This window comes from Pseudooceanicola sp. HF7 (genome assembly GCF_011806405.1).
Lineage (GTDB): Bacteria > Pseudomonadota > Alphaproteobacteria > Rhodobacterales > Rhodobacteraceae > Pseudooceanicola.
Map to the genome: position 1 here is coordinate 1 of NZ_JAATOW010000007.1, position 17,057 is coordinate 17,057.

14 protein-coding genes are annotated in these 17,057 nt (G+C 65.3%); 5 read left to right on the forward strand and 9 right to left on the reverse strand.

Annotation, left to right across the window (positions count from 1 at the left end):
• Window positions 1-182: 182 nt before the first annotated feature.
• Window positions 183-1,313: a glycosyl hydrolase family 18 protein gene (locus tag HCZ97_RS05485; protein ID WP_217701729.1), complete on the reverse strand. Its 1,131-nt coding sequence runs from the start codon at window positions 1,311-1,313 to the stop codon at window positions 183-185.
• A gap of 233 nt (window positions 1,314-1,546) precedes the next feature.
• On the opposite strand from HCZ97_RS05485, the gene HCZ97_RS05490 reads away from it, so the two are divergent.
• Window positions 1,547-2,146 (forward strand): TetR/AcrR family transcriptional regulator, encoded by a 600-nt coding sequence (locus HCZ97_RS05490; protein ID WP_167687680.1) that lies wholly within the window; start codon window positions 1,547-1,549, stop codon window positions 2,144-2,146.
• Between the two features lie 307 nt (window positions 2,147-2,453).
• Here HCZ97_RS05490 and HCZ97_RS05495 read toward each other — a convergent pair whose 3' ends face one another.
• The 3 genes from HCZ97_RS05495 to trpS form a co-directional block, all read right to left on the reverse strand.
• A complete protein-coding gene (locus tag HCZ97_RS05495; RefSeq protein ID WP_167687681.1) occupies window positions 2,454-2,930 on the reverse strand; it encodes a hemerythrin domain-containing protein in 477 nt (158 codons plus the stop codon).
• A 496-nt stretch (window positions 2,931-3,426) separates the two neighbouring features.
• Window positions 3,427-3,930, reverse strand: coding sequence for a VOC family protein (locus HCZ97_RS05500; RefSeq protein ID WP_167687682.1), 504 nt, complete (start codon window positions 3,928-3,930; stop codon window positions 3,427-3,429).
• A gap of 141 nt (window positions 3,931-4,071) precedes the next feature.
• Complete coding sequence (gene trpS, locus HCZ97_RS05505) at window positions 4,072-5,121, reverse strand: tryptophan--tRNA ligase (protein WP_167687683.1); 1,050 nt, start codon at window positions 5,119-5,121, stop codon at window positions 4,072-4,074.
• 113 nt (window positions 5,122-5,234) lie between these two features.
• Here trpS and HCZ97_RS05510 point away from each other — a divergent pair, with 113 nt between their 5' ends.
• On the forward strand, window positions 5,235-5,930 hold the full coding sequence (locus HCZ97_RS05510; RefSeq protein ID WP_167687684.1) for a rhomboid family intramembrane serine protease: 696 nt from the start codon (window positions 5,235-5,237) through the stop codon (window positions 5,928-5,930).
• Here the strand turns inward: HCZ97_RS05510 and HCZ97_RS05515 are convergent.
• The 4 genes from HCZ97_RS05515 to HCZ97_RS05530 form a co-directional block, all read right to left on the reverse strand.
• Complete coding sequence (locus HCZ97_RS05515; protein WP_167687685.1) at window positions 5,927-7,450, reverse strand: phospholipase D family protein; 1,524 nt, start codon at window positions 7,448-7,450, stop codon at window positions 5,927-5,929. The genes HCZ97_RS05510 and HCZ97_RS05515 overlap by 4 nt on opposite strands.
• A gap of 100 nt (window positions 7,451-7,550) precedes the next feature.
• The gene (gene murJ, locus HCZ97_RS05520; protein ID WP_167687686.1) at window positions 7,551-9,092 is read right to left on the reverse strand and encodes a murein biosynthesis integral membrane protein MurJ; all 1,542 of its coding nucleotides are present in this window, start codon (window positions 9,090-9,092) and stop codon (window positions 7,551-7,553) included.
• On the reverse strand, window positions 9,089-11,848 hold the full coding sequence (locus HCZ97_RS05525) for a [protein-PII] uridylyltransferase (RefSeq protein WP_167687687.1): 2,760 nt from the start codon (window positions 11,846-11,848) through the stop codon (window positions 9,089-9,091). The genes murJ and HCZ97_RS05525 overlap by 4 nt, the downstream gene beginning before the upstream one ends.
• A 31-nt stretch (window positions 11,849-11,879) precedes the next feature.
• Window positions 11,880-13,094 (reverse strand): penicillin-binding protein activator, encoded by a 1,215-nt coding sequence (locus HCZ97_RS05530; protein ID WP_167687688.1) that lies wholly within the window; start codon window positions 13,092-13,094, stop codon window positions 11,880-11,882.
• A 103-nt stretch (window positions 13,095-13,197) separates the two neighbouring features.
• Here HCZ97_RS05530 and rsmI point away from each other — a divergent pair, with 103 nt between their 5' ends.
• The 3 genes from rsmI to gshB all read left to right on the forward strand — a co-directional run bounded on the left by rsmI (window position 13,198) and on the right by gshB (window position 15,485).
• On the forward strand, window positions 13,198-14,061 hold the full coding sequence (rsmI, locus tag HCZ97_RS05535; protein WP_167687689.1) for a 16S rRNA (cytidine(1402)-2'-O)-methyltransferase: 864 nt from the start codon (window positions 13,198-13,200) through the stop codon (window positions 14,059-14,061).
• Window positions 14,058-14,465, forward strand: coding sequence for a YraN family protein (locus tag HCZ97_RS05540; protein WP_167687690.1), 408 nt, complete (start codon window positions 14,058-14,060; stop codon window positions 14,463-14,465). Before rsmI ends, HCZ97_RS05540 begins: the two co-directional genes overlap by 4 nt.
• Window positions 14,466-14,549: 84 nt before the next feature.
• Complete coding sequence (gshB, locus tag HCZ97_RS05545) at window positions 14,550-15,485, forward strand: glutathione synthase (protein WP_167687691.1); 936 nt, start codon at window positions 14,550-14,552, stop codon at window positions 15,483-15,485.
• Here gshB and HCZ97_RS05550 read toward each other — a convergent pair.
• Window positions 15,482-16,990: a YifB family Mg chelatase-like AAA ATPase gene (locus tag HCZ97_RS05550; protein ID WP_167687692.1), complete on the reverse strand. Its 1,509-nt coding sequence runs from the start codon at window positions 16,988-16,990 to the stop codon at window positions 15,482-15,484. The two genes, gshB and HCZ97_RS05550, sit on opposite strands and share 4 nt — an antisense overlap.
• Window positions 16,991-17,057: the final 67 nt, after the last annotated feature.

A 17,057-nucleotide genomic window follows, 5' to 3' on the forward strand; every position in this document is an offset into this window, starting at 1 on the left:
GACCTAGAAAAAATCCAAAACGATACAAACAAACAAAAAAGCCCCGGTCAGTAATGACCGGGGCTTTCTTGCGTTCGAACACTGACAAAAGCAGGCCCGAAGGCACGCAGAGAGCGCAACAGGATGCGCCGCGGTTGAAACCCTGCTGAGCGTAGACGGGTCTCACGCTCCAGAGTTCAGCCCTAGTGACTTCCCAGGATCGCGGTGCCGTGCGCCATGTCGCTGTTCCAGTAGCGGTGGTCCTCCGTGTCATCAGCAAACTGCCAGCCCATCAGACCGCCGAAGCCCGCCCCATAGGCCTGGGCCAGCGGCTGCAGGATCTGGCTACGCACATCCTTCGGCGTCATATGCCCGCTGGAGGCATCTGCATGGTAGATCGGCTTGCCCACCACCAGTTTCTTCACCGGAATGGCATAGCCCCCCAGGCCCTGCACCAGCCCGGCGACGGAGCTGTCGCTAACCGTATCGCCCGTGCCCAGGATATGGCTGGCCACGGGCGCATCGAAGGCGGGGTTGTTGTAATACTGGATCGCCACCCAGTCGATCTCATCGCCCACCGCGCGCAGCACATCCAGGTAGGGCGCGCCGTGCCAGTTCCGGCTCAGGTAGGCGGATTCCGGGGCATGGCTGATCAGCGCGCCCTCGGGCAGGGCCTTGCGCAGGGCGCGGGTCAGGTCGATCAGCATCTTGCGCCCGTCAAAGGGCGGGCTCTTGCCGTGGAAGCTCTCCGAGATCTCGAAATCCAGCCCGACGCCCTGCAGGCCGTTTGTCTTGACGAAATCGGCGATCAGCCTGGCGGCTTCATCCTCGCGTCCTGCGACGCGGGCCCAGGCCTTTGCCGTCATGTCGCCGCCGCCGAAGGAGACCAGCACCAGCTTGCCGGCTTGTTTCAGCACCTCGACCGATGGCCACTGACCCTCCATGACATCAGGCGCCACCAGTGTCAGCGGGCCCGCGCCCCCCGTCTCCGGCACGGTGAGGAAGGACAGGTGGACATGGGTGAAGTCGGTCTGGGCGACATCGGCGAGCGGGCTGACCTTGGCGCCGTAATAGACGATGTAGCGCGGGGTGCGGTCGCGCAGCGGCGCGCTGTCCATGCCATGGGCCGCGTCGCCTGACGGCCCGTTTACGCCGCCGGTATCATCCTGGGAGGCCACCGTGCCCTTGGGGGCTGCTGCGCTGTCGCTATTCGACCCGGCCGGAGGGGCCGGCGCGACCGAGGCAGTAGCCTCTTGCGCGGCGGACAGACCCGGCAACAGCAGCAGCGCCGTGGCAAGGGCCGCACCGATCCCGCGGTAACGGGTCCGGCACATGAGCGGGGCAGGGCGCAGGCAATCGGTCATGGCACCAAGTAGACCCGAGAACCCTGAACAAAATCAAACGGCATTCGGCTTTCGCACCAAGGCAGAAGGGGAGTGGCCCTGCGCAAAGAGTCCAAGCGCCCGGCCCAGCCTTGCAACCTTGCGGCGCGGATGCCACCAGAAAGGCAGCAATGAAGCCAGCCTTTTGCCCCCGCGCGGGCAGGGGGCAAAGGGGGGAAGACAGGATGGCACGCTTGGGACGGCCCTTGGCCATGGACCTTGAGGAGCGGCGGGAAAAGATCTTTGCCGTGGCAGAGCGGCTTTTCTGTGCGGAAGGGTCCCGCGGCGTTTCCATGGCGCAGATCGCCGCCGGGGCGGGCATGTCTAAGCGCACGATCTATGACATGTTCGACTCCAAGGAAGCCTTGCTGGGAGAGCTCATCGTCGCCTCCTATGACTGGAGCGCGATCGAGGGTCCGCAGATCGCTGACCCGGTTGCCCGGCTTAGGCGCGACGTGCGGCGGGTGACGGAGCACGCGCTCTCACAGCGCCACATCAACCTGTGCCGGTTGGCGATCGCGGAATCCATCGATCAGCAGACCATGGCGCGCGGCTTCCTGGAAAACGGCATCGCGAAAAGCCGCGCGGCGATGATCGACACGCTCTCTGCAATCCCGTCAGCGCGTCGGCGGGTCGACCTGCCGGAACCTGTGCTGGCCTCCATGCTGTTCGGCGCCTCAAGCGCGGTCTGCCTGATGACGGCGATGATGGGGGGCGCCATGCCGGACCTAGAAGCCCAGTCGCGCATCGCGGAAAGCGCGGTAGATGCGCTGTTCGTGTCGTGAGTGGGGGAGGGGTTTGCAAAGCCACTTGCCCGGATTTTCAAAGCTTTACGGGATCTTAAGCCTTTCGGCTCGAAATCCCCGCGCGCTGCGTTAACCGGGGCAGATACCGACGCGGGCACCGACGTAATACCGACGTGATACCGACGCAAAACAGACGCGGCCAAAGCCGCCCAAAGGCCTGTTAACCCGCTTAAATCCCGCGATTCGCGTATATGTGGGTCGTTGGGCAGCGCGCGCAGCGGCAAGCTTCGCTTTACCTCTGCCGCGCTGCCCGGGGGATCAATTGTCCCGGATCAGTCTTTACGGATCAGTCTTCCAGGGCGTCGGCGCGCTTCTCTTCGATCAGCGTGCCTTCCTTGGCCTTACGCTCAAGGAACTTCTCTCCGAAGGCCTCGTTCTGCTCGGCACCGATCACCTCCTGGGCGCGGGTGAAGACCTCGTCTTCTTCCTCTTCCATGTGGTGTTCGTAATCATGCTTGAGCACACGGAAGCGCTGGATCCAGCCGGGAGAGCTCATGTCCGTCTCGCGCAATTCTTCCATGATTTCATCCATTTGCTCGTGCTCATGCACGGAATGGCGGGCGGCGTCCTGCCCCCAGGTCTTGCTCATCAGCTTGGAATAGAAGGTCTCTTCCTCGGCTGCGGAATGGCTTTTGACATCGGCATAGAAGGCCTCCCAGGCCTCCTTGCGCTCGGGGCTGTCGCCCTCTGTCCCGTCGATCTTCTCAAGCAGGGCGCGGTGGCGGGCGTGGTCTTCTTTGATGGCTTCATAGATGGAAGGCATGGTCCGTCCTCTCTGGAAAAATAGCTGTCCCTGACCAACCCGCGAGCGGGCCCGCGGTTCCATGCCTCGCGGGGCCTCTGGACCCATCCCGCCCCGCGATCTGGGCTTTGCGTGCCCGGGGGGCGGGGGCTGTCTTGACCGGGCTCACCTTGCATGAAGTGCAGTATTTTCAGGGGGGTATCCCATGTCCTCCCCGCGTCCCATCGGCCCTGTCGTACCGGGCTGGCGTGCCGCCTAAGCCCCTGAAAAGACGCTTGTACTGTCCGCCCCGGTTCTTGCCGCCCGTGACCCGGCCCTGTGACAGCGCGCGGCGCATATAAAAGGGAATACCCCCGGCTGTAAGGCCGGGGGAAAGGGTGCTGAAAAGGGCTTGGGGGGATTAATGTCCTGCCACGTCCCAAGGGGGAAGGTCGGGGCGTGGCCCTGTCTTCCCAATCAGGCTAGCCCCGGTTTGAATCCGGCCCGTGAAAGCCGGGACACGGTTTCATGACATCGCTCAGGGGGCGTGCGCATCCGCCAGCAGGGCCTCAAGATCCAGCGGGGCGTTGTACATCGCCAGCCGTCCGTCGGGCAGGCGCGGCCAGTCCTGCTTTGGGCGGTCACGGTAAAGCTCGATCCCGTTGTCGTCCGGGTCCCGCAGGTAGATCGCCTCGCTCACGCCGTGATCGGCTGCGCCGTCCAGCGGGATCCCGGCCGTTTGCACGCGGCGCAGGGCATCGCCCAGGGCCGCGCGATCGGGGTAAAGGAAGGCCACGTGATACAGTCCCGTGTGACCCGGCGGCGGCGGTGTAGCGCCCAGACTTTCCCATGTATTCAAACCGATATGGTGGTGATAGCCCCCGGCGGACAGGAAGGCCGCCTGGCGCCCGAAGCGCGCCTGAAGCTCGAACCCCAGCACGCCGATGTAGAAATCGAGAGCGCGGTCCAGGTCCGCCACCCGCAGGTGGATGTGACCGACGCGGGTCTCTGGATGGATGGGGGACTTGGGAAGCGGTGGCATGGGCTCTCTCCTCCGGCTGTGTCCCTTCAGAGATAGGGGCCGGCGGCCCTTCTGCATAGGCAGGGTGGTGCAGAGCCATTGTGCGGGAATGCATTGCGGCTCCCGAAGGGGCCGCGCATGTCCTGGTCCTGGTGGGGTGGATCAGCTTCTGATCATGCCCACGATGTCATAGGTTTTCGCCAGCACGGGGGCTGCGATTTCCCGCGCCTGGGCGGCACCCTTGCCGATGATCGCATCGATCTCTTCCGGGGCCTGCATGAGGCGCGCCATCTCTGTCGAGATCGGTGCAAGCTTGGCAACGGCCAGTTCGGCGAGCATCGGCTTGAACTCGGAAAACTGTTTGCCGCCAACGTCCTGCAGCACCTGCTCCATGGTCTGGTCGGACAGCGCGGCGTAGATGTTCACCAGGTTGCGCGCCTCTGCACGCTCCTTCAGGCCCTCGACTTCAGAGGGAAGGGCATCCGGGTCCGTGCGCGCCTTGCGGATCTTGCTGGCGATGGCATCGGCGTCATCGGTCATGTTGATCCGGGCCATGTCGGAGGGATCGGACTTCGACATCTTCTTGGAGCCGTCGCGCAGGGACATCACCCGCGTTGCCGCACCTTCGATCACCGGCTCGGTCATCGGGAAGAACTCCTGACCGTAGTCATGGTTGAACTTGGCGGCGATGTCGCGCGTGAGCTCGACGTGCTGTTTCTGGTCCTCGCCCACGGGCACATGGGTGGCGTGGTAGACCAGGATATCGGCGGCCATCAGGGCAGGGTAGGCGAAGAGGCCAAGAGAGGCGTTCTGCGTGTTCTTGCCCGCCTTGTCCTTCCACTGGGTCATCCGCTGCATCCAGCCCATGCGGGCGACGCAGTTGAAGATCCAGCCCAGCTGCGCATGTTCGGGCACCTGGCTCTGGTTGAAAAGAATGGACTTTTCCGGGTCGAGGCCAGAGGCGATGTAGCCTGCGGCCAGCTCACGCGTCTGACGGCGCAGCGCATCAGGGTCCTGCCAGACGGTCATGGCGTGCATGTCGACCATGCAGAAGATCGTCTCGAAGCCTTCCTTCAGCCCGCGATCTTGCCAGTCCACGAAACGACGCATGGCCCCCAGGTAGTTGCCCAGGGTCAATCCGCCCGAAGGCTGGATCCCCGAGAAGACACGGGGTTTGAACGCGGTTTGCTTGGCTTGGGAAGTGTCGGACATCTTCACCCTCCTAGGGTCGGGTCTCTGGCAATTCGGTCTGAGCTGGATTACCCATGGGCCGTGAGGGCGTCAACCGCTCCCGAAGGCGATCAGAGCAGAGGAAAGGCCTGAAAATGCAGGATCCCAACATGTCGCGGCCAGAGGGCCCGGTGAATGCCGTGCCGCCTGCCGTGGTGGTTCTGTTCATTGCCATCGTCGCGGTCGAGGGTCTGTTCTCTCTTGGCAAGGCCGGGTTCATCGGCGGGCCGGCATCCATCGGCTGGCGGCTGGGGGCCTTGCAGGACTACGGTTTCTTCCCGGCCTACCTTGATTTCATGCTGCAGTCCGGATCCTTCCCGCTGGACGGGGTGATGCGCTTTGTCACCTATCCCTTTGTCCACGGGGCCTTCACCCAGGCGGTGATTGCCGGGATCATGCTGCTGGCGCTTGGCAAGTTCGTCGGCGAGGCGATGAAGCCCGTCGCCATCCTGGTGCTGTTCTTCGGCACCTCCATCCTCGCCGCGCTGGTCTTTGGCCTGATCGCCCCCCCGCAAGAGGCGCTTTTCGGCGCCTTCCCGGCGGTTTACGGCTTTATCGGGGCCTATAGCTACATGCTGTGGATCTTCTACCGGGTGGCCGGAGAGCGCCAAATCATGGCCTTCCGGCTGATCGGCCTCTTGATGGGGATCCAGCTTCTGTTCGCGGTCTTCTTCGATGTCGGCCTGACCTGGGTGGCAGAGCTTGCAGGCTTCGTCACCGGATTCGCCCTGGCGCCGCTACTGCTGCCCGGCGGGCTGGCACGGCTGCGGGCCAAGGTTCAGCGGCGCTAGAACATTTCCGGCGGCAGGATGGGCAGGGGACGGGCGAAGCGGCGGTTGCGCTCTTCCGGCCAGGGCAGGATATAGGCCTTCCGGTCCTCCGGCTTCTTCTCGGACTCTACCTTTGCCAGCTTCATCCATTCCACCGCGCGGGTCGGATCCATCCGCTTTTCCGCGCCGCGCAGCCAGGTGGCCATGAGCCGGTCGCGCAATCCGCGTACGTGCTTTTCGCCGTAGAACTGCAGCGAGGCCTCGGTATCCCACCGCATCGACCGGCCATTCAGGTTGGCAGAGCCCACTATGCCGATCTGGTCGTCGACCAGTGTCACCTTGGAGTGCAGGTAGACGATGCCGGCCCCGTGAAGGGGCATGGGCGTGCCGTCCGGCGCCGGGCGCGGCTGGGCGGGTGACACGACAGCCAGCCGGTCCCCGAAGGCCTTGCGCAGGATCGTCAGGCACCGCAGCTGCAGGGCCTGGGCGTGGCGCGCATCCACCCCGTCATCGCCGCCGAAGATGATGCGCTCCGGTTCGGTCGGTATGACGAGGATAAGCTCAAGTCGGGGAGAGGATTCCGCCGCCCGTGCCAGCGACTTGGCCAGCGGGATGTGACGGAAGAACTGGGTCTCGATGTAGACCAGCCGCCCGGCGCTCTCAAAGGCCGCCTCATGGGCCTGTTCGTGCTCCATGATCAGGGGCGTGGGGCCGATCCGCCAGCGCCCGGTGCCCGCGTTGGACTGCGTGCGCAGAAGGCGGGGGCCGCTGTCGAGCCGGCGGCGGGTTTCGGTGGGTTCGTTCTCGGTCAGGGCGGTGGCCTCTTCGCCGAAGCTGGCGGCCCCGGCGCGAATGGCCCGCTCCCAGCAATCAGAGAAGTGCTGACGCAGGTCCTGCACCGCCAGGCCGCGGACCTTGAGGCTGACGTCATGCCAGGTCTCTTCGGGCTTGCCCTCGTGGTCTTCGTCGTCATAGCGGCGTTCGTTGACGTCGATCCCGCCGATCACCGCATCGGTGCCGTCCGAGATGGCGAACTTCTGGTGAATGGAGGCCGGGCGCATGGTCACGTCGCCCTGCAGCGCGCGGTATTGCAGCGGGGTCAGCTGTTCGGCGGTGTACCGCTTCAGCTCTTCGACCTTCTCGTGCAGCTTGGAGGCGAAGATGCGTTTCCATAGCGGCGCGGACTTGCCCTCATGCGGGGCACAAAGCACCTCTGTCCCCGGGGCCTGGCGCTGACCGAACTGGCGCGCACAGCGCCAAGCGTCCTGGTGCAGGTCGGCGGTGAAGATCGGATCGAAATCGGCGATCAGCAGGCGGATCTTCACGCCCTGGTCGGCCATGTGGGCGATCAGATCGGCCCAGGTGTTCAGCCCCAGCTCCGCGGCTTCCTCGCTGCGCAGGCGGGTCATCGGGTCCAGCACGCGGAAGGACATCAGCAATTCGTCGCGGGTCTTCAGACATAGACGTTCCAGGGCGGGAAACATCTCTGCCGCCGTGATCAGCGGTTCGAGTTGCGACTGGTAGTCCCGGCCCATAGCCATGATTATTGTTTACCCCGTGTTGAGTTTCAGTGCGGGGCAATCGTCTGACCCTGTACATCAAACGCCCCCCGATGCGGATGGGTTTCACCGGGATCCTGATTCATCTGCGTTTCACGGCCTGCCGGAAGTCCGATAGCGAGAAGGCGCCGAGCAATGAGCCGGAAGCGAAATAGACCAGCCCCCCCCAGGAAATCAGCAGCGCCAGGGTGGGATAGCGGATGTAATCCGCGCTGAGCCAGGGCCACAGGAAGGTCCAGGCGGGCCAGAGCGCCGCGCCCATGATCAGCGCCGCCAGGGTGATGCGCCAGGCGCGCCTGCGGAAGCGGTCATCGAAGCGCGCGACCTCTCCCATTTGGCGGGTGCCGCGCAGCAGCAGCACGACCATGGCCCAGCCCGCGCCTGTTGTGGCCAGGGCACAGGCGATCCAGCCGATGACAGGCGACAGGCCGATGGCAAGCAGGGCATTGGCGATCATGGCGACGACGGCGTAGTAGAACGGCCGCCGGGTGTCTTCGCGCGCAAAGTAGAGCGGTTGCAGCACCTTCTGAAGCACGAAGGCGGGCAGGCCCAGCCCGTAGACGGCCACGGCCATGGCGATGGCGCGGCTGTCCTCTGGCCGGGCAGCTCCGCGTTCGAACAGGACGGAAACCAGGGGCAGGGGGATGACCATCAGCGCCACCGCGCAGGGGACCGTCAGCGCCAGCGCCAGCTCCCCGGCGCGGGACAGCGCATTGCGCGACCCGTCGGTATCCCCGGCCTTCAGGCGGCGGGAGAGGTCAGGCAGCAGCACGATGCCGATGGCAATGCCCACCACGCCCAGGGGCAGCTGGTAAAGGCGGTCTGCGGTGAACAGCCAGCCCACGGCGCGGTCGAAGTAACTGGCAACCTGCTGGCCGACCAGCAGGTTGATCTGCACCACGCCGCCCGCCATGGCAGCGGGAATGGCGATGCGCACCAGCCGGCGCATGTCCGGGCTCCAGCGGGGCATGACGAAGCGGGCGGTGAAGCCCGCGCGCTTTGCGGCCACGTAAAGCAGCGCGAATTGCGCCAGGCCCGCGATCGGGATGGCCCAGATCAGCGTCTTGCCCACGTCCAGCCCCAGGGGCCCGGCCAGCGCCATCGCAGAGACCAACAGCACGTTCAGCAGCACCGGAGCGGCGGCGGCGGCTGCAAAGCGCCCGGCCGCGTTCAGCACGCCCGAAAGCAGCGCCGCGAGAGAGATGAACAGGATATAGGGAAAGGCGATCCGGCCGAATTCGACCGTCAGGGGGAATTGCTCCTGCCCCTTGAAGCCGGAGGCGATGCCCAGGATCAGCCACGGCATCGCCACCTGGGCCAGCACCGTCAGCGCGATCAGGATGGAGGCCAGCCCGGAGAAGGCCTCGTTCATGAAGTGGCCCGGGTCGTCCTTGGCTTCCAGCTTCTTGGAGAAGAGCGGCACGAAGGCCATGTTGAAGGCCCCTTCCGCGAAGAAGCGGCGGAACATGTTGGGCAGACGGAAGGCGACCACGAAGGCTTCGTAGACCGGGCCGGTGCCCAGGGTAGCAAGGATCATGATATCCCGTGCCAACCCCAGCACCCGGCTCAGCAGGGTCCAGAAACCAACGGTGAAGACGCCCGAGACGAGTCGGATTGGCGTCAAGATCTGGCCCTTTCCTGGCCTGCTTCGATGGCATCGCGCAGCCGGGCTTCCAGCGCCCTCTGCTTGCCCTCGGAGTATAGTTTCAGCCCGAACATGTCCTTCACGTAGAAGGTATCCACGACCTGTTCGCCGTAGGTGGCGATCACCGCGCTGGACAGCTGCACATGGGCGGCCGCCAGGGTGCGGGTCAGGTCATGCAGAAGGCCGGGCCGGTCGCGGGTGTCGACCTCGATGATGGTGAAGATCTCTGAGCCCTCGTTGTCGAAGGCGACAGAGGTGTTGACCTTGAAGGCGCGCTCGCGCTTCTTCATCTTGTCGCGGTCCTGCATGGCTTCGCGCGCGATCAGCTCGCCCTTCAGGGTCTTGTGGATCATCTGCGTCAGGCGCGGCAGGCGGGAGGGCTCATAGGGGTGGCCATCCGCATCCTGGATCCAGAAGGCCGCCGTGGCATAGCCGTCCTTGGTGGTATAGGTGCGCGCATCCACCACGTTGGCCCCCACCAGCGCCAGCGCGCCGGAGAGCCGGGCGAAGATGCCGGGGTGATCGGACATGGCAAAGAGCGCGCGGGTGGCATCGCGGTCCTCGTCCTCGTGCAGGTCGATGCGGATCTCGTCCACGGGCAGGTCGCGCAGCATCTCCGCAAAGACCACATGGGTGGTGACATGCAGCCCCTGCCAGTAGGTCGGATAGTGGCGGCGCATCTCGCGGTCGATCTCTGCCCGGGGCCAGCCTTCCAGTTCCTTGCGCAGGTTGGAGCGCGCCTCGCGGCCGCGGTGGGTCCGGTTGAGGTCTTCCAGCCCGTTTTCCATCGCGCGCCGGGTCTGGCGGTACAGCGCGCGCAGCAGCGCGGCCTTCCAGTTGTTCCAGGTGCCCGGGCCGACGCCGCGGATATCGCAGACCGTCAGCACCGTGAGCAGGTCCAGCCGTTCGCGCGTGCGCACCGCCTTGGCAAAGTCGCGCACGGTGCGGGGATCGGCGATATCGCGTTTCTGCGCCATGTCCGACATCAGCAGGTGATAGCGCACCAGCCATTCAACGGTATCACATTCCTCGGGCGTGAGCCCCAGGCGCGGGGCCACCTTGCGGGCGATCTTGGCGCCCAGGACCGAGTGGTCCTCTTCCCGGCCCTTGCCAATGTCGTGCAGCAGAAGTGCGACGTAAAGCACCCGGCGGTTCACCCCCTCCTTGAGGATAGTGGAGGCGACGGGCAGCTCTTCCTCAAGGTCGCCATGTTCGATCATGGCCAGGTTGCGCAGGCATTGGATGGTGTGCTCGTCCACCGTGTAGGCGTGATACATGTTGAATTGCATCATCGCCACGATGGGCTCGAACTCGGGGATGAAGGCCGCCAGCACGCCCAGCTCGTTCATCCGCCGCAGGGAGCGTTCCGGGTTGCCGTGCTTGAGCAGCGTGCCAAGGAAGATCTTGGCGGCCTGCGGGTTCTCGCGTGTCTTGTCGTTGATCAGCTTCAGGTTGGCGTGGATCTCCCGCATGGCGTCGGGGTGGATCAACATGCCGGTCCGCAGCGCCTCGTCGAAGATGCGCAGGATGTTGACCGGATCCGCGAAAAAGGCCCGCGCATCGGAGATATCCAGCCGGTTGTTGGCAATGCGGTAGAGGTTGCCGGCTTTCGGACGCCGCCGGATGCCGTTCACGATCTCAGGGGCGTTCTTGATATGGGCGGTTTCCATCTCCGTCAGGAAGATGCGGGTCAGGTCGCCCACCGCCGTGGCATGGCGGAAGTAGGTCTGCATGAAGACCTCTACCGCGCGCATGCCGCCGCGATCCTTGTAGCCCATGCGTTCGGCCACCTGGACCTGCATGTCGAAGGTCAACTGGTCCATCGGCCGCCCGGCCAGCAGGTGCAGGTGGCAGCGCACGGCCCAGAGGAATTCCTCGGCCTTTTCGAACAGCGCGTACTCCTCGGGGCGGAAGACCCCCAAGCGCACCAGTTCAGAGACCGATTGCACGCCGTGGACATACTTGCCGATCCAGTAAAGCGATTGCAGATCGCGCAGCCCGCCCTTGCCCTCTTTCACGTTGGGTTCCACCACGTAGCGCTGGCCGCCCTGCTTGCGGTGGCGTTCAAAGCGCTCCTCGAGCTTGGCTTCGATAAAGTCGTTCTCCGTCCCCTTGAAGAGGTCGGACCAGAGGCGGGAGTTCAGCTCTTTCGCAAGGGTCTCGTTCCCGGCAAGGAAGCGGTTTTCCATCAAGGCGGTGCGGATGGTGTAATCCTCTGCACCCAGCTTGAGGCATTCCTTGATCGTGCGGCTGGCATGGCCGACCTTCAGGTGCAGGTCCCAGAGCAGGTAGAGCATCGTCTCGATCAGCGCTTCCAGAGAGGCGGTGATCTTGCCCTTGCTCAGGAACAGCAGGTCGACATCGGAGTGGGGGGCCATCTCTCCGCGCCCGTAACCGCCCACGGCACAGACGGCGAAGTCGCCAAGCGACTTGCGCTTGTCCTCGGGAAGCTGCGCAAGCGCGATGTCCAGCACGGCGCGCAGCAGTTCATCTGTCAGGTAGGTATAGGCGCGGGTGGTGCGCCTGGCGTCGAAGGGGCTGTCCAGGAAGGCCTGGCCGATCCGCGCCGCCCCGGCTTCACGGGCCTCGCCCAGTCTTGAGACGATGGCGGCGCGCACCTCTGTCTCTGTTCCGGCCTTGCGGGCCTCTGCGATGTCCCGTTCCAGCTGGATCGGGTCGAGAATGTCTGCTGCCGGGCAGATAAGTGCACCCGGCAGCGTGAAGTTCTGGGTCATGTCATGCCCCGTGGGTCTTTGCGGGTCTCGGTCAGAATCCGAAGCCACCAAAGCTGGCCGGCGCCGGGTCGATCATCTGAACCTGATGGTTCTGGATCGTGGCAATGGCAAGGCCTCTCTCGTTGGAACCGTCCGGGAGCAGGCGGAAGACGCCGGTTGCGCCCTGGAACCCGGCGCCCTGGGTCAGCGAGCTGGCGCTCAGCGCATTGCTGCGCCCGGAAGAGACCAGCGCGCCGATGGCCGCGATCCCGTCAAAGCCAAGGCCGCCGATCGGATGCGGATCCTGGCCGTAGGCGGCGCTGTAGCGCGCCTTGAACTGGGACGAGGCATTGGGATCGGGCAGCGCGAACCAGCCGCCCTGGACACCCGGAAGATCAAGGGTCTGGGGCGGGATGTCCCAGCGGGTCAGGCCGATGTACTGGGTGACAGAGGGGTCAAGCCCGTTTTCCGGCAGCAGTTGCGCCAGCAGGGGCAGGGCGCCCGCCGCGTTGGCCGTCAGGAAGATCGCGTCGGCCTGGCCGCCGCTCGCCGCCGCGGTGACGGAGGGCATGGCATCCAGCACGCCCTGCTGGGAGAACTCATAAGGCACGCTGGCAGAGACCGTGGCGCCGGCCTGCGATGCCGCCGTGGCGATGGCCGCCGCGCCGGCCTGGCCTTCGGGCGTGTTGCCGTAGACCGTGACGATGCGCTGCTTGCCCTGGCGGGTGGCATAGGCGGTCAGCCGCTTGGCGGTGTTCAGGAACGTCGGGCCGAGGATGAAAACGTTGCCCCCCGCAATGTCGGCATTGTTGGAGAAGGCCAGGACGTTGACGCCATGGCGCTTGGCCACGTTGCCCGCCGCATTGGCGTTGCCCGCGTAGACCGGGCCCAGGATGATCTTGGCCCCTTCGCTGATCGCCTGTTCGGTCACCGCCGCGGTGGTGGCGGCATTGCCCGCCGTGTCATAGACACGCAGGTCGATCTTTGCGCCGTTGAGCTGGGTCATGGCCAGGCGGGCGGAGTTCTCAAGGCTGGCGGCAAGGATCGCATCCCCCGAGTTGCCCGTGCCCTTGGGCACCAGCAGCGCCACGGGCACGGCTTCGCCACGGCTGACGGAGGGGCCGGTGCCTAAGCCACCCATGCCCGGTTCACAGGCTGCCAGCAGGGTCAGTGCGGGCAGGGCAAGGACCAGCCGGCGGCGCGGCTGGCTGACCCGGCTTCCGGCGCCTGCCAGAGCCTTGCGGGCGGCCGTCAAAAGAGCGAACATGGGGATCTCCTCGTCACGATCTGCCGGACGTGTCCCTTCGGGTGCGCCTGCGACAGGTTGTTGTTAGGCGGGATAATAAACCGATCATTCAAAGGGTCCAGCGATGAATGCCGAAAGCGTCAAACTGGCGGCGGGTCTCTACCTCGTCGCCGTTCCCATCGGAACGGCCCGTGACATCACGTTGCGCGCGCTCGACGTGCTGGCCAGCGCCGATGTACTGGCGGCAGAGGACACGCGGTCCCTGCGCCGGCTGATGGATATCCATGCCATTCCCCTGGGAGACCGGCCGCTGCTGGCCTACCACGATCACAACGGCGACCGGATGCGCCCGCGCCTGCTGCAGGAGCTGGAGGCAGGCAAGACCGTCGCCTATGCTTCTGAGGCGGGGACGCCGCTGATCGCCGATCCCGGCTATGACCTGGCCCGCCACGCGCGGGACGCGGGCTACGCTGTGACCTCTGCCCCCGGTGCCTCTGCGGTGATTACCGCGCTGACCCTGGGTGGCCTGCCGACGGACAAGTTCCTGTTTGCCGGGTTCCTGCCCAATGCCGCCGGGGCCCGCCGCTCTGCCCTGCTTGAGGTGAAGGAGATCCCGGCAACCCTGGTCTTTTACGAATCCCCCAAGCGGATCGCGGCCACGCTGGAAGCCGCCGCCGATATCCTGGGCAGCGATCGCCCGGCCGCCCTGTGCCGCGAACTGACCAAGAAATTCGAGGAAGTGCGCCGCGGAACCCTTACAGAGCTTGCCGCCAGCTGCCGCGACACCCCCCCGAAAGGAGAGATCGTGCTGCTGATCGGGCGGGGCAGTTCAGAAAATGTAAACGATAATGATCTAGAAACCCGCCTCAGGGCCGCGCTTGCGGAACAGACCGTTCGGGATGCGGCGGACCAGCTGGCGGCGGAATTCGGACTGCCCCGGCGCAAGGTCTACCAGATGGCCCTGAAACTGGAGAAGGAGGGGGGATGACCGCTGCGCCGACCGATGCGGATCTTTTGGCCCGGGCCAACCGCCAGCGCGGCGGGGCGCGTGCCTATCGCAACGGCGTTCAGGCAGAGGCCAACGTGGAAACCCATTACCACCTTCAGGGCTGCCTGACGCTGGCCAAACGCTGGCGCGGGCCGGGCGCAGAGATCGACCTGATCTTCCGCGACGGGGATCGCCTGATCTTTGTCGAGGTGAAGGCAGGGCGGGATCACGACGCGGCGGTTCAGCGGGTGCGCTGGGATCAACTCCATCGGATCTTCCGCGCGGCAGAGGCCTATGCCGGCCAGCTGCGGCCCGGCAAGCTGACGGAGTTGCGCATCGACGTGGCCCTTGTCGACCGCATTGGCGCGGTCCAGGTGCTTGAGAACGTGAGCATGGCGGCCTGAGCCGCTAAAGTCCCACGCGATATTGCACCTTGCGCCCGGATGGGCCATCACCTGTGGGTGACGCCTATCCAGGAGCTTCCGGCCATGAAAATCGCCTTCCAGATGGACCCGATCGGTCCTGTCGACATCAATGCAGACAGCACCTTCCGCCTGGCTGAAGAGGCCCAGGCGCGGGGCCATGAGCTTTTCTACTACACGCCGGACAAGCTGAGCTTCCAGGAAGGGCGGGTCACCGCGCTGGGGCAAAGCCTGCGCGTGCAGCGCGTCGCTGGCGATCACGCGATTCTGGGCGAGATGGAAGAGGTCGACCTGGCCGATTTCGACGTCGTCTGGCTGCGCCAGGACCCGCCTTTCGACATGTTCTACATCACCACGACCCATCTGCTGGACCGCATCCATCCCAAGACGCTGGTGGTCAACGATCCCTTCTGGGTCCGCAACTTCCCCGAAAAGCTGCTGGTCCTGAACTTCCCCGAGCTGACGCCGCCCACGACCATCGCCCGTGACCTCGGCACGATCCGGGCCTTCAAGGAAAAGCATGGCGATGTGATCCTGAAGCCGCTCTACGGCAATGGCGGCGCGGGCGTGTTCCGACTGGATGCCAACGATCGCAACCTGTCCTCTCTTTACGAGCTCTTCTCCGGCTTCTCGCGCGAGCCGCTGATCGTGCAGAAGTTCCTGCCGGCCGTGTCCAAGGGCGACAAGCGGGTGATCCTGGTCGATGGTGAGCCGGTCGGCGCGATCAACCGCGTGCCCGCCGCCGGTGAGACGCGCTCCAACATGCACGTGGGGGGACGGCCCGAAAAGGTCGCCCTGACCGACCGCGACCTTGAGATCTGCGCGGCCATCGGCCCGGTCCTGAAGGAAAAGGGCCAGGTCTTCGTCGGGATCGACGTGATCGGGGACTGGCTGACAGAGATCAACGTGACCTCGCCCACCGGGATCCAGGAACTGGAGCGTTTCGACGGTGTGAACATCGCCGAGAAGATCTGGCAGGCGATCGAAGCCCGGCGCGCCTAACCTTTCAGGGTGGTGATGCGGTAGCTAAGTGCCTCTGCCACATGGGGTTTCTTGAGCTCGGCAGAGCCTTCCAGATCCGCGATGGTGCGCGCCACCCGCAGGATCCGGTGGTAGCCGCGGGCAGATAGCCCGAAACGCTCCGCCGCTCTCAGCAGCATCTCGCGGCCTTCCTTGTCGGGGGCCGCGACCTCGTCCAGGAGCTGCCCCTGGATATCCGCGTTGGTGTGCACCCCTTCCATGCCTTCGTAGCGTTTTGCCTGCAGATCCCGTGCCGCGATGACCCGCTCGCGGACCTGGGCGGAACTGTCGCCGGAGGGCGGCATGTCCAGATCCTTGTAGGCGACCGAGGGGATTTCGATCCGCAAATCGAAACGATCCATCATCGGGCCCGAGATCTTGCCCAGGTATTTCTCACTGCAGGCAGGGGCCTGGGCGCAGCCCCGGCTGGCATCGGACAGGTAGCCGCAGCGGCAGGGGTTGGCGGCGGCCACCATCAGGAAGCGGCAGGGATAGCGCAGATGGGCATTGGCCCGGCTGACCATGACCTCTCCGGTCTCCATTGGCTGGCGCAGCGTATCCAGGACCGAGGGCGGGAATTCCGGCAATTCATCCATGAAGAGCACCCCGTTGTGGGCCATGCTGATCTCACCGGGTTGCGCGGCACGTCCGCCACCGACGATGGCCGCCGGGGAAGAGGTGTGATGGGGTTCGCGAAAGGGGCGATCCCGGCTGATCCCGCGCCCGTCCAGCAGGCCGGCGACGGAATGGACCATGGCCGTTTCCAGCGCTTCGCGTGGTGACAGATCCGGCAGAAGGTCCGGCATCCGCTTGGCCAGCATGGATTTTCCGGCACCGGGCGCGCCGGTCATCAGCAGGTGGTGCCGCCCGGCCGCCGCGATCTCAAGCACACGCTTGGCGCGTTCCTGGCCCCGTACGTCGCGCAGGTCCGGGCCCGCGCGGCGGGGCGGCAGATGCCCGGCCTCGGCCGCCGCCAGCAGGCTGCCGCCCTTCAGGTGCCGGATGAGCTGGGTCAGGTTGCCCGCCCCATAGACCTGCGTGCTGCCGATCCAGGCGGCTTCCTTCGCTGAGGCCTCAGGGCAGAGCAGCCCGCGCTCCGCCCCGGCTGCGCAAAGGGCAGCCGGAAGGGCCCCGGCGACCGGCACCAGCGTCCCGTCCAGGGAAAGTTCCCCCATGGAGAAATAGTCTTCGACAGCTTCTGCCGGCACCGCCTTCATCGCGGCCAGCACGGCCAGGGCGATCGGCAGGTCATAATGGCTGCCGGCCTTGGGCATGTCGGCGGGCGAGAGGTTGATGGTGATGCGTTGAGAAGGCAGGGCGATCCGCAAGGAGGTGATCGCGGCGCGGACCCTTTCGCGTGCCTCTGACACGGCCTTGTCCGGCAGACCGACGATGGAGAATCCCGGCACACCCGGTGACATGGCGCATTGCACTTCCACCTGGGCGGCTTCTGCCCCCTGAAAGGCAATCGTGTAGGTGCGCAACATGGCTCGGCCTTCCCCCGCTCTTGCAAACAGGGTTAACGGCAGGAGGGTTACGGCATGGTTAATGCAA

Bases quoted from the DNA above. Each gene is read 5' to 3' on its own strand.
- HCZ97_RS05485 (WP_217701729.1), bottom strand. From the start codon at position 1,313: ATGTGCCGGACCCGTTACCGCGGGATCGGTGCGGCCCTTGCCACGGCG.
- HCZ97_RS05490 (WP_167687680.1), top strand. From the start codon at position 1,547: ATGGCACGCTTGGGACGGCCCTTGGCCATGGACCTTGAGGAGCGGCGG.
- HCZ97_RS05495 (WP_167687681.1), bottom strand. From the start codon at position 2,930: ATGCCTTCCATCTATGAAGCCATCAAAGAAGACCACGCCCGCCACCGC.
- HCZ97_RS05500 (WP_167687682.1), bottom strand. From the start codon at position 3,930: ATGCCACCGCTTCCCAAGTCCCCCATCCATCCAGAGACCCGCGTCGGT.
- trpS (WP_167687683.1), bottom strand. From the start codon at position 5,121: ATGTCCGACACTTCCCAAGCCAAGCAAACCGCGTTCAAACCCCGTGTC.
- HCZ97_RS05510 (WP_167687684.1), top strand. From the start codon at position 5,235: ATGCAGGATCCCAACATGTCGCGGCCAGAGGGCCCGGTGAATGCCGTG.
- HCZ97_RS05515 (WP_167687685.1), bottom strand. From the start codon at position 7,450: ATGGCTATGGGCCGGGACTACCAGTCGCAACTCGAACCGCTGATCACG.
- HCZ97_RS05525 (WP_167687687.1), bottom strand. From the start codon at position 11,848: ATGACCCAGAACTTCACGCTGCCGGGTGCACTTATCTGCCCGGCAGCA.
- HCZ97_RS05530 (WP_167687688.1), bottom strand. From the start codon at position 13,094: ATGTTCGCTCTTTTGACGGCCGCCCGCAAGGCTCTGGCAGGCGCCGGA.
- rsmI (WP_167687689.1), top strand. From the start codon at position 13,198: ATGAATGCCGAAAGCGTCAAACTGGCGGCGGGTCTCTACCTCGTCGCC.
- HCZ97_RS05540 (WP_167687690.1), top strand. From the start codon at position 14,058: ATGACCGCTGCGCCGACCGATGCGGATCTTTTGGCCCGGGCCAACCGC.
- gshB (WP_167687691.1), top strand. From the start codon at position 14,550: ATGAAAATCGCCTTCCAGATGGACCCGATCGGTCCTGTCGACATCAAT.
- HCZ97_RS05550 (WP_167687692.1), bottom strand. From the start codon at position 16,990: ATGTTGCGCACCTACACGATTGCCTTTCAGGGGGCAGAAGCCGCCCAG.